Raw genomic sequence first — 13,759 nt, forward strand, 5'->3', positions numbered from 1 at the left:
ATCAAGGCGGTGGGATGATCCTGCCGCCGGATTTCTTCGAGGGCGCCATGCTGAAATTCGTTCGAAAACGCGCCGTGGCCAGTCTGATCTCGCTCGTCGGGCTGCTCGTCATGGTCTTCTTCCTGTCGCGGTTGACGGGGGATCCGGCCGCCTTGTTCCTGCCGGTCGAAGCCTCCGCGGAGATGAAGGCGCAGTTCCGCGAACTGCACGGTTTGAACGATCCCATGCTGGTGCAGTTCGCGCGTTATGTCGGCGACGTCGTGACCGGCGATTTTGGCGAATCCCTGCGCAAGGCCCGCCCTGCACTGGACGTCGTCCTCGAGGCCTTCACCTGGACGCTCTGGCTGGCCGTCATCACCATGACGCTCGTCGCCGGCGCCGCGATCGTCGTCGGCTCGCTTGCCGCCTTCCGCGCCGGCGGCTTCTTCGACCGGCTATCCTCGCTGATCTCGCTGGTCGGCGCTTCGGTTCCCGATTTCTGGATTGCCATCGTCGCGATCGTCGTGTTCTCAGTAAACCTTGCCTGGCTGCCGACTTCGGGCACCGGGTCTTTGCTCCATTGGATCCTGCCGATCTCGGTTCTGTTCATCCGGCCCTTCGGCATCATCGTGCAGGTGGTGCGCGGCTCGATGATCGGGGCGCTCTCCTCCGCCTATGTGAAGACGGCGCGCGCCAAGGGCGTCAGATCGGGGCCGATCATCTTCGTGCATGCACTGCGCAATGCCATGCTGCCGGTCATCACCGTCATCGGCGACCAGGCGGCGAGTCTTCTCAACGGCGCGGTGATCGTCGAGACCATCTTTGGCTTTCCCGGGGTCGGCAAGTTGATGATCGATTCTATCCTGCAGCGCGATTTCAACGTCGTGCTTGCCGCCATCCTCGTCACGGCGCTGGCGATCTTCCTCATGAACCTGCTGATCGATCTGGCCTATGCGCTGCTCGATCCGCGCATCCGGCATTGAGGAGGCGAACATGACCCTGCAGACCGCCGATACCGTCCTCGCCGACGAACCGCGCTTTGTGACGCGCATGTTCCGCATGCTGCTTGCCGACAAGTTCGCGCTTTGCGCCGCGATCTTCCTGCTTTTCGTCCTGATCCTCGCGATCGTCGGGCCGAGCTGGCTCGGCGATCTCGCGACCAAGCAAAACCTTAGGGGGCGCAACGCCGTGCCGTTCGACTGGGAGCGCGGCTGGGTCTGGTGGATGGGGGCCGATGCCCTTGGGCGGCCACTGCTGGCCCGCATCATCGTCGCCACCCAGAACACGCTGATGGTCGCCGCCGGCGCGGTCGCGCTTTCGGCAACCGTCGGTACCTTCCTCGGCCTCGTCGCCGGCTTCTCCTCGCCGCGTGTCAATCAGGTCATCATGCGGCTCGCGGACGTCATCATGTCCTTCCCGTCGCTGCTGATCGCCGTCATCGTGCTTTATATTCTCGGCTCATCGATCCTCAACCTGATGCTGGTTCTGGCGATCACGCGTATCCCGGTCTACCTGAGAACGACGCGTGCCGAAGTGCTGGAAATCCGCGAGCGCATGTTCGTGCAGGCCGCACGCGTGATGGGTGCATCGACGAAGCGCATCCTCTTCCGCCACATCCTGCCCGTGGTGCTGCCGACGCTGACGACGCTTGCGACGCTCGACTTCGCCTATGTGATGCTGGCGGAAAGCGCGCTCTCCTTCCTCGGTATCGGCATCCAGCCGCCGGAGATCACCTGGGGCCTGATGATCTCTCAGGGACGCCAGTACCTCACCAATGCATGGTGGCTTTCCTTCTGGCCCGGCCTTGCGATCATCCTCACAACCATGTCGCTGAATCTGCTCTCGAACTGGCTGCGCATCGCGCTCGACCCGGTGCAGCGCTGGCGCCTCGAAATGAAAGGTCGCAAGAATGGCTGACCATCTCCTGGAAGTCCGCGACCTTTCGGTCGAATTCCACACCGCAGCCGGCGTCGTGAAGGCGGTCCGCAACATTTCCTACCACCTCGACCGCGGCGAAACGCTGGCAATCCTCGGCGAGAGCGGGTCCGGCAAGTCGGTCTCCTCCTCGGCGATCATGAACCTGATCGACATGCCGCCGGGACGCATCAGCTCCGGAGAGATCCTGCTCGACGGCGTCGACCTGCTGACGATGCCGACGCAGGAAAGGCGCAAGGTCAACGGGCGCCGCATCGCCATGATCTTCCAGGATCCGCTGAGCCATCTCAACCCGGTCTATACCGTCGGCTGGCAGATCCGCGAGGCACTCACCACCCACGGAACGGATGCGGCACAAGCCGCATCGGAAGCGTTGCGGCTGCTGACGCGGGTCGGTATCCCCGACCCCGAGCGCTCGCTCGACAAATATCCGCACGAATTCTCGGGCGGCCAACGCCAGCGCGTCATGATCGCCATGGCGCTGGCGCTTCGCCCGGACCTCCTGATTGCCGATGAGCCGACGACGGCGCTCGACGTCACGGTGCAGGCCGAGGTTCTCGCGCTGCTTGAGGAGTTGCAGCAGGAGACCGGCATGGCGGTCCTCATCATCACCCACGATCTCGGTGTCGTCGCGGAGATCGCCGACCGCGTCGTAGTGATGGAAAAAGGCGTCCTGGTCGAGGCCGGCACGGTGCGCGAGGTCTACAAGAACCCGCAGCACCCCTATACGAAGAAGCTCATTGCCGCCGCCCCCGGCAAGGGCGAGATGCATGCGCCCGCAGCGCGCGCCGAGCCGGTGCTCTCGGTTCGCGACGTGCGCAAACGCTATGGCTCCTTCGAGGCGCTGAAGGGCTTGTCCTTCGATCTCATGCCCGGCGAGACCATGGCCGTCGTCGGCGAGAGCGGCTCGGGCAAGTCGACGCTGGCGCGCATCCTGCTGCGCCTCGACGAGCCGGACAGCGGCAGTGCCCTTTGGAAGGGCCGCGACCTCTTTACCATGTCGCCAGCTGAACTTTACAAGCTGCGCCGCGACCTGCAGATGGTGTTCCAGGATCCGACGCAGTCGCTCAATCCGCGCATGACGGTCTATCAGCTCATTTCCGAGGCCTGGGTTATCCATCCAGATATCCTGCCCAAGGCGAAATGGCGCGAGCGCGTGGCCGAACTCCTGGTGCAGGTCGGTCTCGGTCCGGAACACATGGGCCGCTATCCGCATCAGTTCTCCGGCGGTCAGCGCCAGCGCATCGCAATCGCCCGCGCACTTGCGCTCGAGCCACAGCTCATCATCTGCGACGAGGCCGTCTCGGCACTCGACGTCTCGGTGCAGGCTCAGGTGATTGCGCTGCTCGACAGGCTGCGCAAGGAAATGGGCATCGCCTTCATCTTCATTGCCCATGACCTGCCGGTCGTGCGCGACTTTGCCGACCACGTCATGGTCATGCAGAAAGGCAATATCGTGGAGCTTGGGACGGTGCGCGACGTGTTCGAGACACCGCGGCAAGACTATACGCGCGCGCTGCTCGCCGCTGGCCTCGACCCCGATCCTGACGTCCAGGCCGCCCATCGCGCCGCCCGTCTTCAGCGCGCGTCCTGAGACGCGTCAATCAAAGGAATAGCCGCATGACCAAGCAAGCTTTCGTCGCCCTCGTGACCTGCTTCAACGAGGACGAGACCATCAACTACCAGGCGACCCGCGCCCAGGTCCGCCGCCAGGTCGCGGCCGGCAACAACATCATGTGCGCCGGCACCAATGGTGACTTCACGGCGCTGACCTTCGAGGAGAAGGTGCGCCTGACGGAAGAGGTGGTCGACGAGGTCGGCGGCCGGGTCAAGGTGATCGTCAATGCCGGCATGCCCGCAACCTTCGAGACGGTGAAGCTCGCCCGCGAATTCGACCGTATCGGTGTCGACGGGATCGCTGTCATCACGCCGTTCTTCATCGCCTGCACGCAGGATGGTCTTGTCCGCCATTTCTCCACCGTCGCCGACGCCGTGCAGACGCCCCTCTACCTCTACGACATTCCGGCCCGCACCCAGAACCACATCGAGCCCGACACCGCGCGCACGCTCGCGGGCCACGGCAACATCGCCGGCATCAAGGATTCGGGCGGCGCAAAGGAGACGCTGGAAGCCTATCTGCAGGTTGCCAAGGAGGTCGATGGGTTCGAGGTCTATTCCGGTCCCGACCATCTCGTGCTTTGGGCGCTGCAGAACGGTGCGGCCGGCTGCATTTCGGGGCTCGGCAACGCCATGCCGCAGGTGCTTGCGGGTATCCTGAAGGCCTTCAATACGGGCGAGATCGGTGAAGCCGAAAAGCAGCAGGCGATCTTTGCCGCTTTCCGCACCGACCTTTATGCGCTGGGCTTCGCCCCGGCCATGGTCAAGCGCGCGCTCTTCCTGCAGGACCCCTCCGTCGGCGCGAGCCGCCAGCCCGCCCTGCTTCCGAACGCAGGGCAGGACGACCAGATCGCGGCAATCCTTCGGAAATACGAACTTCAGGGGTGACGTTCCTCGGCGGCCGGATCGGCGAGGAAGGCGCTTCAGGCGCGGGCTATTGCAGAAGCTGGTTGAACAGCTTTCCCAAGGTGCCGCTTTCCTCCGCTGGCTGCTCCGCTTCGGCGGCTGGTTGCTGGTCGGGCTGCTGCACTGCCGGTCCCGGTCGTTCGGCGGCGACGTCGGGCGTTACGACTTGTTCTTCAGCCGGCGGCGCGGGCGGCGTCTCGCTGCCCTCGGTCGCGTTGCCACCGATGATCTCTTTGATGGAGAGATGATCCCCTCCGTCTTTCGGTGATTTGCCGATCGCGCCGCCGATGATGTCGCGGATCGATCCGGCCTTCCCGCCGCCGGAGAGAAGCTCGTCGAGCTTCAGCTTTTCGGTGGGCAGTCCCAGCTTCTTCAGCGCCGACAGTGCGGCGTCAGGGTTCTTCAGCAGGCCTGAGAGATCGGGATAAATGCGCGGAGCCGCAAAGGAACCCTCGATCATCACAGGAACGCCGATGCCTTCGGTCGCGATATCGGCGCCTTGGCCTTCCAGCGAGGCGACGACGCGCGGATCCAGGCGGAAGTTCAACTGGTCGTTCGGAAGGTTTGCCTCACCGCTGCCGCTCATACGCACCAGCGGGCCGATGAGCTTGATATCTTCGGTGCGCGCGACGCCGTTCTCGATGGCGAAGGATGCCCCGAGCTCGGTAAAGCCGGTTGCGCTGTTCTCGTTCTGCGTGAAGCCCGACGACATCAGGCCGACGAGGTTGTTGTAGACATCGGCGACGTCGATGCCGCGGATAGCACCGTCGGAGAAGCGGACGTTCGCCGACCCCTGAAGCGCACGCTTGAGCGCTCCAGTCGTTGCGCCCGCGCCCGCGATATCGAACTGGGCCTGCAGTGCGCCTTCGAGATGCTTGAAATTCGCAAGGTCGATCAGCAGCGGGGCGGCCGAAGCGCCGGCAATCGAGGCCTTCAAGGCGATCGACGCCCCTTCTCCGGTGCCATCGGCCTTGAGGTTCGCGGCCATCCGACCGCCATAGAACGGGCTTTCAGGCAGGTCGAGACTGGCCACACCCTCGGAGATCGCCAGAGTGGTTGCCACCGGTCCGGCAAAGACGCGGCCATATCCAAGCCTCTCGGCATCGACCTTGATGGACGCATCGATCGTTCGAAGCGACGACAGATCCAGCGGCGCGTCGGGAGCGGGGCTGCCGGCTTTGCCCTTCGCTTGCGACGATGCTGGTCGGGCACCGGCAAGACGCGCCAGGTCCAGTTCGGCGAAATGGAGCGCACCGGCTATCTTGAGCGGGGTGCCCAGTTGTACCGAACCGTTGCCGGTTCCTTCGACCCCATTGACCGAAAGGGTGGCTTTTTGAAACTCGACGCCGGAGGCGCTGGCATCGACTTCGCCCTTGAAGGCGAATTGCTCCACGCTGTCGCCGCCGCCTTGGCCAATCCAGGCCAGAAGCGCGCGCATATCGGCTGCCGCGAAATTCACCTTCCCGACATAGCTGCCCGCAAGTGCCGCCTTGCCGTCAAGCGAGAGTGTCGCTTCCGGCATGCGCAGGTCGAGCTTCAAGGGCAGCTCACCTGGCACCGAGCCCGAGAGCAGGTCGCGGACGGGCAGCCGCAAATCGGCATCGGCGGCTTTCCCGCGCCAAACCAGCTTGCCGGACAGGAGCACCGGCTTGGTAAGATCGTCGATCTTGACTACCAGCTTCCTGATCTTCACCTCGCTCATCGACGGGTCACTGATGCCTGGCGTCACGAAGGTGGCGTCGCGCAGGCTGGCCGTGCCGCTTGCATTGACGGTCTTTCGGAATGTGTCTCCGCCGAGGCCGCGGAACGCGAACCCGGTATCCATCGCAAGCGTGCCGGATAGTGGAACCGATTGGCCCGCGAGGCTCGCGAGCTTCGAGATGTCGAGCCCTTTGCTCGCGACCCGGCCCTTGAAAGACGGCTCGCCCTTGCGGACGTCGGCGGTGATCTCGGCCGAAATGCCGCCGGCGTCTATGCCAAGATGCTCGAGCCGGGTCGTAAGCAATCCATCCTTCAGCGTCGCCGTCAGCGCCACATCAGCGGCGGAAATGTCGTTGACGGTAATGGCGCCCACATTGATGCTGACATCGGCATCAAAACCGGCGAGTGCCTGCAAGCCGGCCGAAGTCGACTGCTTCTCCGATTGCCCCGCGGATTTGGACGACCCCGAGGCGCTGGTTTCGACAAAGGCGCTGAAATCCAACTGGTCGGCACTGAGATCGGCCAAGAATCGCGGCCGGTCACCGGGAATGAACAGCGCATCGAGGCTGAGCTCTTCCTCTCCGACAAGCAGTTTGCCGCCGCGGATCTGGTAGCTGCCATTGCTGTTGAGCGCGACTTGCCCGCTAGCCTTGATTTCGGTCAGGCCTGGTGCAAGCACGGGATCGGCTTCCACCGAGAGGCTGAGATCGGCCGGCTTGCGCTCAAGCAATGGGCGGAGCGGGGAGACGGAGAGCGCAATCTGATAGCGCTGGTCCTTGAGCCGGGCACCGGCCGACAGCGAAAGTTCGCCGTCAATGTCAGGGGCCTGAAGTGTAACGTCGAGATCGCTGACGACCTCAGTCGCCCCGCCGTCCTTCACCTGTCTCAGAGTGCCTTCGGTGATCGATATCGTATCGATCGCGCTTCGTTCGAGGAAGGCAACCAGGGCGGCAAGCGGGTCATTCGGCTTTGCCGCGCCATTGCCGCCGCCGTCATCCGCGACCGCTGCGTTTACTGATTTCTGCCGTATCACCACGACCGGGCGCGCGAGCCTGACTTCCTTGACGTGCAAGCGGTCCGACCAAAGCGAGGAGAGTGTCACCGATCCGGCGACTTCGCCGATTTCCGCGGTCACGCCATCGCCTTCTGCGTCGAGCGAAACATTCTCGGCCACAACTGCCAAGTGAGGGATGACGGAAAGCCGGACGGGACCCTTCAGTTCGATCGAGCTGCCTGTCGCGCTCGAGAGCTGTCGGCTGAGTTCGGCACGCATCCAGTCGCTGGAAACGAAGCTCGGCAGGACAACGAGAGAAATGACGACGAGAACGCCGAGCGCCAGCAGGCCAAGAAAGAAACGCCGCATGTGCCTCTCCGTTGCGAAAGCGATTGATTCGGTATCGTTTTCCACGGCGGCGTGTTTTGCAACTCTTGCGGTGGGTTCACCTGGAAGCCGCCGCACCTCCTGCACCCGCGGTGACGTCCGTCCTCGCCTCCGCATCGCTGTTCGTCGTCGACACATTCCGAGCTGCTGCCACATATGTTCGCGGGCGATGCACGAGCGTGACCAGCACGAAGGACAGGATCATCAGCAGGTACCAGGCGCCGAGCTTCTGGAGCGATACCGGGGTCCAGCCATTGTGCTGAGAAGGATAGATCCATGCGCGCGACCAGGTGCCGATATTCTCGGCAAACCAGATGAATAGGGCGACCAGCAGGAATCCGAGAAGCAACGGCATGCGGTGCCGAAACCGGAAGACGCGATAGTGCACTGTGGTGCGCAAGAACAGTGCCGCGGTGATCGCAAACAGCGCGTAGCGCAGGTCGATGACGAAGTGGTGCGTAAAGAAATTGGCATAGATTACCAAGGCGAGCAGCACCGTCGCCCAGAGCGGCGGGTAGCCGTCGTAGCGCATGTCGAGGATGCGGGTCACGCGGGCGAGATAGGAGCCGACGGCGGCATACATGAAGCCTGAGAACAGGGGCACGCCGCCGATGCGGAAGATGCTTGGCTCCGGGTAGATCCACGACCCGGCCGAGGTCTTGAATATCTCCATGACCGTGCCGACGACGTGGAAGATCAGAATGACCTTGGCCTCGGCAATGGTCTCAAGCTTGAAGACGAGCAGACAAACCTGGATGGCAAGGGCGGCGAGGAAAAGGAAATCATAGCGGGCGATGCCCATCTCCTCCGGCCAGAACATTTTCGTCGCGAGCATCAGGGCGAGCATGGCACCGCCGAAAAGGCAGGCGAAGGCCTGCTTGATGCCGAACACCAGGAACTCCGTCAGACCGCCGAGGAGGCCGCTCGCAGGAAGTCGGTCGAGGAGGCGATGCGCCACAGCATCGATACGCGCTTCCCGGCTCGTAAAACGCCTGCCGTCTGACATTTGAGCCACCGTTTCCGCCTCCCGCTTCACCGTTGGAGACGCGATGGCGGGACAATGCGGTTGAATTATGGATGGACGACAACTGTCAGGTGGACGGACGTGCGGACGCCTCATTGCGACACCGGCTCATTCCATCTTGCGGCAGCGCCTGCGGGCCAGTGGCCTCAACGTGGGAAGGAATAGCGCTCGACGACCGCCCAGATTTCCCTGTTGACCCCCTGGAGCTGCTCGATGACGTCGTTGATCCGGGAGATCTCGGCATCGTTGATCTGCTCGATCTTGCCGTACTTGATCGTGTCCTTGCTGTCGAAGATCGCCATCAACTGGGTGCTTGCCTGGTCTCCGGTCTCATCGAAGGAATAGATGCAGTGGCTGTACTTGTTGCGAAGCTTCGCCTGCCGGGCGAGCTGTTGCGTCAGCGCGAGAATTTCCTGCCGTTGGTTCGGCGGCGTCTTGTTTGTCTTGGCCAACCGCTCGACGAGCTCGATGCGAGCCCGCGTCGTGTTCAGCGTCAGGAAGATGACGATCGCGGTTTCCTTGTCCACCCGCGCAAGGCCGGCGATCAGATAGATGAGCAGGCTTTCCGTGTTGGTCCAGGTGTAGTTGAGCTGCCCGATCAGGAGAAGGATGTCGTGAAATCTCGCCATTGGGCCCCTGCCAAAACCTTGCTGTCCAAGAACCATTCCGTTCCAGAATAGCGCATTCCCGTTTTCAGTAAATTCTTCCAATAGGACGATGCGGCGCACGTATTCGGTGCCGGCTCGATCGCGCGCAATGACTCCGTTTAAAAGCTACTTCTAATAGGTAATACCTTGGGCGGACCGAGGGCAACGGCCGCGCTACCCCGGCGAGGCTAACCCGAAGTGGCAGCTTACAACACGTGTCTGTTTGCGACAGACTGCTGACGCAACCGGAGAGCAGGATGCACTCAGGCTTTTGAGGGCTGGACACTGCACCGAATGGAATAATGCCCTTTTTAGAACCTGATCAGCTCTTCTCGACCAAGCGGGAGAGAGAGCAGCTCTATTTTAGTTGATTGCAAATTATTGACATGCGGGCGCGCAAGCGCCTCGGAGGATCCAAACTTTCATCAAAACCAACCGCAGCCCGCTGATGGCCCAAATCCGCGTAAGAGAAGAATGCGGTTCGGCTGTAGCGGTCTCAACTTGAGGTGATCGTTATGAGCAAGGACAAGAATTTCCTGTTCCCATGGGACCCGAGCCAGGACCAGAGCCAGGACCAGGATCAGGGACAAGGCCAGGGACAAGGACAACTGCAAGCTGAGCTCCAGGGCCAGCTTCAGGGTCAGGGACAAGGCCAGGGCCAGGGGCAGGGGCAGGGGCAAGGACAGGATCAGGGGCAAGGACAAGATCAGGGCCAGGGCCAGTCGCAGTACAGCGAATCCTACAACGGCAACCTGAATGGCAACGGCAATCTGAACGGTAACGGCAATGCCAACGGTAACGGTAACGCCAACGGCAACGCCAACCTGAACGGTAATGGCAACCTGAATGCCAACGGCAACCTGAACGCCAACCACAATGAAAATACATCGAACACCCATGTCGACGTCGACAGCAAGACCAACGTCGACGTCAAGGTCGATGTCGACCTTGATGGCTACAAGCCGTCTGACGATGACTTCAACGACATCGACCATTCCAAGATCGACGGCATGGCGAGCACGAGCTTCAAGGACATCCTGAACGACTCGCTCAACGGCAACAACAACGTGGCCAACGTCTTCAGCCAGAACGCCATCATGTCGGACGACGACAAGGCTGAAAACATCCAAAACAGCGGACAGCTAAACCAGAACGGCAGCGCTTGGGGTGGCACCGCCAATTCTGGCGACGGTATCCAGTCCGGTGCTGACGGCGGAGCAGGCGGAAGCGAGTCCTATGCCAATGGCGGCGCCGGTGGCGCCGGCGGTCACACGATCGGCGGCTTTGCTGCCGGCGGTGAGGGTGACGGCGGCGATTCCGACAACGATGGCGACGCAACCGGCGGGCACGGCCTTGGTGGTATCGCAGCCAGCGTAGGCGTCGGTGCGGACGGCACGAGCGGTGATGCCAACGGTGGTGCTGCCACTGGTGGTGCCGGTGGCGCAGGCGCCGCAGGTCTCGGCGTTGGCCTCGGTCTTGGCGTCGGTCTGGGTGTCGGTGCCGCAGCCGGTGGCGAAGGCGGTGACAGCACTGCCGGGAACGGTGGCGGGTCGGGTGCCGTCCAAAGCGGCGACGCCAACGCGTCGGACGCTGGCAACGGTGGGGACGCCGGTGGGTTCGTGCTTCCGATCCTCAACTTCGGTGGCGACGGTGGCGACAACGACGGTGGCAACAGCGTAGCACTCGGTCAGACTGGTGACGCCGATGGTGGCAGCTCAGGCGATGCCGGCAATGGCGGCAACGGCTTTGGCGCAGGCTCCGGTGCCGGCGGCGGCTTTGGCGCAGGTGCTGGCTATGGTGGCGATGGCGGTGCCGGCGGTGCTGCCGATGCGAGCGGTGGGACCAGTGGTGACGCCTATGGCGGCGACGGCTCTGGCGGCGCTGCTACCGGTGGTCATGGCCTTGGCGGCCTTGCTCTCACGGGCTCGTGGGCCAGTGGCGGCGAAGGCGGTGCGGCCTATGGTGGCGAGGCCTGGGGCGGCGACGGCGGAGCTGGCGGAGCCGGCGGCTTCGCGACCAACGGTGATGGCGGCGCGGGCGGCGATGCCGGCACCTGGGGCTCCTTCAACGGCGGCGACTCCGTGGTCGAGGGGCTCTCCCAGGCGACGGCAGATGCCACGATCGACACCAATGCCTTCAACCAGCAGATCGTGCTCGGCGCGAACCTGCAAGGCAACACGATCGACATGACGGTCGTCGGTGGCGACTACCATGCCGACGTGATCGGTCACGACGACAACTCTTGATCGTGAGGTGACGCGGCCGGTTCCAACGGTTCGCAATCGGTTTCGAACAGGGCTGCGCGGGTCCCGCGCAGCCCGTCATGACCCGATCCGCTACGGGCACTACCGGCAACAAAGAGGAGACACTAACCATGTACTCCGCGAAAATCTCCGAATCCATCGCCCACTTCATCGGCCTTTTCCAAGTCTCGATCGAAGATATTCGCATACGCGAGGCGCACGAGAAGTTCGACCCGGAACGTGAAGTTCACAAGGATCCGACGGACATCGAGGCCGCGCCCGTCAAGGCGCAGGCTCCCTACGATCTCGACGACTTCAGTCCCGACGTCCCCTACCATCCGCTCGACACGAACATCTATGGGCCCGTTCCGGACGGATATGCCGGACTGCCCTTTCCGGAGCCCCCGCTCACGGAAGGCGTGATTGGTCGCAGCGACGTTGAAGGTGTCGCGCAAACCTGGTCCATCAAGGCGTCCTTTGTCGGCACACCGCACACCATCAATCCCCCGGGGTCGGTGGCCGTCTACAGCCAACAGACCGTCGAGCTCTCGGATAATGATTTCGTCGATATGGGTGGGCACGGATTGAAATCCGGCCTGCATATCGACGACAGCGCGACGATGGCTCAGCTCATAGACGCCGCGCAGCAGGTTTCGCCGCTGGGCCCCGTGGACGTTGCCGGCTCCGATGCAACGATCGCCAGCCTGGTTACGACAACGGCCGCGACGCTTGATGCCTATTCTCCCGACGATACGGGGCAAGTGGATGGGTTGGTTGCCAGCCAATTCGTCGCCAAAGGCGACACGCTTGAAGGCATCCATGTGAACGGTGAACTCGTCGAGAAGGCGCCGGTTCTCAAGGATCATCTGCCAAACCCCGACGAACCGTCGAACGAACCCGATGAGCCTGAACTGACGAACAGCCCGAAGGAGGCCAGTGGCGCTGTCGCGCACGGCGAGGGCCCCGTTCCGGTCGTGGCTTCGGTTGAACTGGATGCAGGCAGCAACACGCTGGTCAACGAGGTCGTGATTTCAGGTAACTGGCTGCAAGCGAATGTCCTTGCGGCTGCCGGCGATCACGTCCAGCACAACGCTATCATCCAGACCAATGTCTATTCCGACAATGACGCCGTGGGCGCCACGCTCACCGGTGGGGAGCTTGCGGCGGAAAAGCTGACCGAGGCGCTCAATATCGCATCGTTCAAGCATGTCGAGTCGACGGAAACTGCACAGGACGAGACGAATGCATTTCCCAAGGCTTGGGCCATCACCAAAATCAAGGGTGACCTGATGATGGTGAATTGGCACCAGCAATTCACCATCATGTCCGACAACGACACGGCGATCCTGGCCGCCTCCGGCTCCAAGCTGTCGATCATTGCCGGCGACAATACGGCCGCCAACCAGATCTCGGTATTGGAACTGGGATATCGCTTCGATCTCGTCTTCGTCGGCGGAAACGTCTTTGATGCCAACATCATCCAGCAGACCAACATCCTGCTCGACAATGATTTCATCGGGGCTGTCGGCGGTTTCCATATGAGCGGCCATGGGTCAGTTTCGACCGGCGGCAACCTCTTGTGGAACTATGCCAGCATCGTTGAAGCGGGTGGCGCGGGCCCGGTGAACCCGATGCCCGAAAGCTACCTGTCGGCCCTGGAAGACCTCTCTGAAGGCAAGAACCCGTCATCGAAAGACTTCATGCACGATTCTGTCTTTGCCGGATTATTGGGCCTGAGAGTGCTCTATGTTTCCGGCGATCTCGTCAGTCTCAACTACATTCAGCAGACCAATATTCTGGGCGACAGCGACCAGGTGACGCTGGCCATGAACGCGCTGACGGAGCGTCCGGATGCGGACTGGACCATTTCGACAGGCAAGAACGCCCTGATGAACTACGCCGGCATCGTCGACGTGGATTCCGGCAAGACCATCTATGCCGGTGGCGGCATCTATTCTGACGAAGTGCTCGTGCAGGCCGAACTGATCAAGAACGAGCCCTTCCTCGAGGGGCAGGATCCGAATGCACTGGCGAGCGAGGCAGTCGTCTTCCTCGGCGACGACATGCTGAGTCCGGATACCGGTCATCAGTCGCAGGGCCACGCATCACCGCATTCGGCCATGCATACGTCAGACACCGTCAGCGTCGATCCCATGCATAGCATGGTCGCCTGAAGGGGCGCGGGAGGATTCCATGGCCGACCGCACCGACCCGTCGCGGCAAGACGTTACCGAAGCCGGAAACGCGCTTCCTGCGGATGCCGATGAGAAACCACGGCAGGCCGGATCGCCGGATACGCAAGCCACTCAGCAGCGGCTCCTTCGCA

Annotated in this window: 9 protein-coding genes; 6 read left to right on the top strand and 3 right to left on the bottom strand. The window is 62.5% G+C overall.

What is annotated here, in order from left to right; genetic code table 11:
- Positions 1-47 precede the first annotated feature (47 nt).
- Genes AC1Z3V_RS08905 through AC1Z3V_RS08920 form a run of 4 tightly spaced genes read left to right on the top strand, consistent with a single transcriptional unit; the run spans position 48 to position 4,419 of the window.
- On the top strand, positions 48-962 hold the full coding sequence (locus tag AC1Z3V_RS08905; protein WP_483499608.1) for an ABC transporter permease: 915 nt from the start codon (positions 48-50) through the stop codon (positions 960-962).
- A 10-nt stretch (positions 963-972) separates the two neighbouring features.
- Positions 973-1,896 carry an ABC transporter permease gene (locus tag AC1Z3V_RS08910; RefSeq protein ID WP_483498371.1) on the top strand — a complete coding sequence of 308 codons (924 nt, stop codon included), beginning with the start codon at positions 973-975 and terminating at the stop codon, positions 1,894-1,896.
- Entirely contained in the window at positions 1,889-3,508 is a 1,620-nt protein-coding gene (locus tag AC1Z3V_RS08915) for an ABC transporter ATP-binding protein (protein WP_483498372.1), read from the top strand. The genes AC1Z3V_RS08910 and AC1Z3V_RS08915 overlap by 8 nt, the downstream gene beginning before the upstream one ends.
- 26 nt (positions 3,509-3,534) lie before the next feature.
- Positions 3,535-4,419: a dihydrodipicolinate synthase family protein gene (locus tag AC1Z3V_RS08920; protein ID WP_483498373.1), complete on the top strand. Its 885-nt coding sequence runs from the start codon at positions 3,535-3,537 to the stop codon at positions 4,417-4,419.
- 46 nt (positions 4,420-4,465) lie between these two features.
- On the opposite strand, the gene AC1Z3V_RS08925 is transcribed toward AC1Z3V_RS08920, so the two are convergent.
- From AC1Z3V_RS08925 to AC1Z3V_RS08935, 3 genes are all read right to left on the bottom strand, one after another.
- Positions 4,466-7,501: an AsmA family protein gene (locus AC1Z3V_RS08925; protein ID WP_483498374.1), complete on the bottom strand. Its 3,036-nt coding sequence runs from the start codon at positions 7,499-7,501 to the stop codon at positions 4,466-4,468.
- A 76-nt stretch (positions 7,502-7,577) separates the two neighbouring features.
- Positions 7,578-8,525, bottom strand: a complete 948-nt coding sequence (locus AC1Z3V_RS08930) for a DUF817 domain-containing protein (RefSeq protein ID WP_483498375.1) — start codon at positions 8,523-8,525, stop codon at positions 7,578-7,580.
- A gap of 164 nt (positions 8,526-8,689) precedes the next feature.
- Entirely contained in the window at positions 8,690-9,172 is a 483-nt protein-coding gene (locus AC1Z3V_RS08935; RefSeq protein WP_429809694.1) for a hypothetical protein, read from the bottom strand.
- 533 nt (positions 9,173-9,705) lie between these two features.
- On the opposite strand from AC1Z3V_RS08935, the gene AC1Z3V_RS08940 reads away from it, so the two are divergent.
- Positions 9,706-11,436, top strand: coding sequence for a hypothetical protein (locus AC1Z3V_RS08940; protein ID WP_483498376.1), 1,731 nt, complete (start codon positions 9,706-9,708; stop codon positions 11,434-11,436).
- A 128-nt stretch (positions 11,437-11,564) separates the two neighbouring features.
- A complete protein-coding gene (locus AC1Z3V_RS08945) occupies positions 11,565-13,607 on the top strand; it encodes a type I secretion protein (RefSeq protein WP_483498377.1) in 2,043 nt (680 codons plus the stop codon).
- Positions 13,608-13,759: the final 152 nt, after the last annotated feature.

It is taken from the genome of Ensifer sp. 38_S197 (assembly GCF_056924495.1).

Coding starts and splice junctions, on each gene's coding strand:
- AC1Z3V_RS08930 (WP_483498375.1), bottom strand. CDS start 8,525: ATGTCAGACGGCAGGCGTTTTACGAGCCGGGAAGCGCGTATCGATGCT.
- AC1Z3V_RS08935 (WP_429809694.1), bottom strand. CDS start 9,172: ATGGCGAGATTTCACGACATCCTTCTCCTGATCGGGCAGCTCAACTAC.
- AC1Z3V_RS08945 (WP_483498377.1), top strand. CDS start 11,565: ATGTACTCCGCGAAAATCTCCGAATCCATCGCCCACTTCATCGGCCTT.
- AC1Z3V_RS08940 (WP_483498376.1), top strand. CDS start 9,706: ATGAGCAAGGACAAGAATTTCCTGTTCCCATGGGACCCGAGCCAGGAC.
- AC1Z3V_RS08925 (WP_483498374.1), bottom strand. CDS start 7,501: ATGCGGCGTTTCTTTCTTGGCCTGCTGGCGCTCGGCGTTCTCGTCGTC.
- AC1Z3V_RS08910 (WP_483498371.1), top strand. CDS start 973: ATGACCCTGCAGACCGCCGATACCGTCCTCGCCGACGAACCGCGCTTT.
- AC1Z3V_RS08915 (WP_483498372.1), top strand. CDS start 1,889: ATGGCTGACCATCTCCTGGAAGTCCGCGACCTTTCGGTCGAATTCCAC.
- AC1Z3V_RS08920 (WP_483498373.1), top strand. CDS start 3,535: ATGACCAAGCAAGCTTTCGTCGCCCTCGTGACCTGCTTCAACGAGGAC.
- AC1Z3V_RS08905 (WP_483499608.1), top strand. CDS start 48: ATGCTGAAATTCGTTCGAAAACGCGCCGTGGCCAGTCTGATCTCGCTC.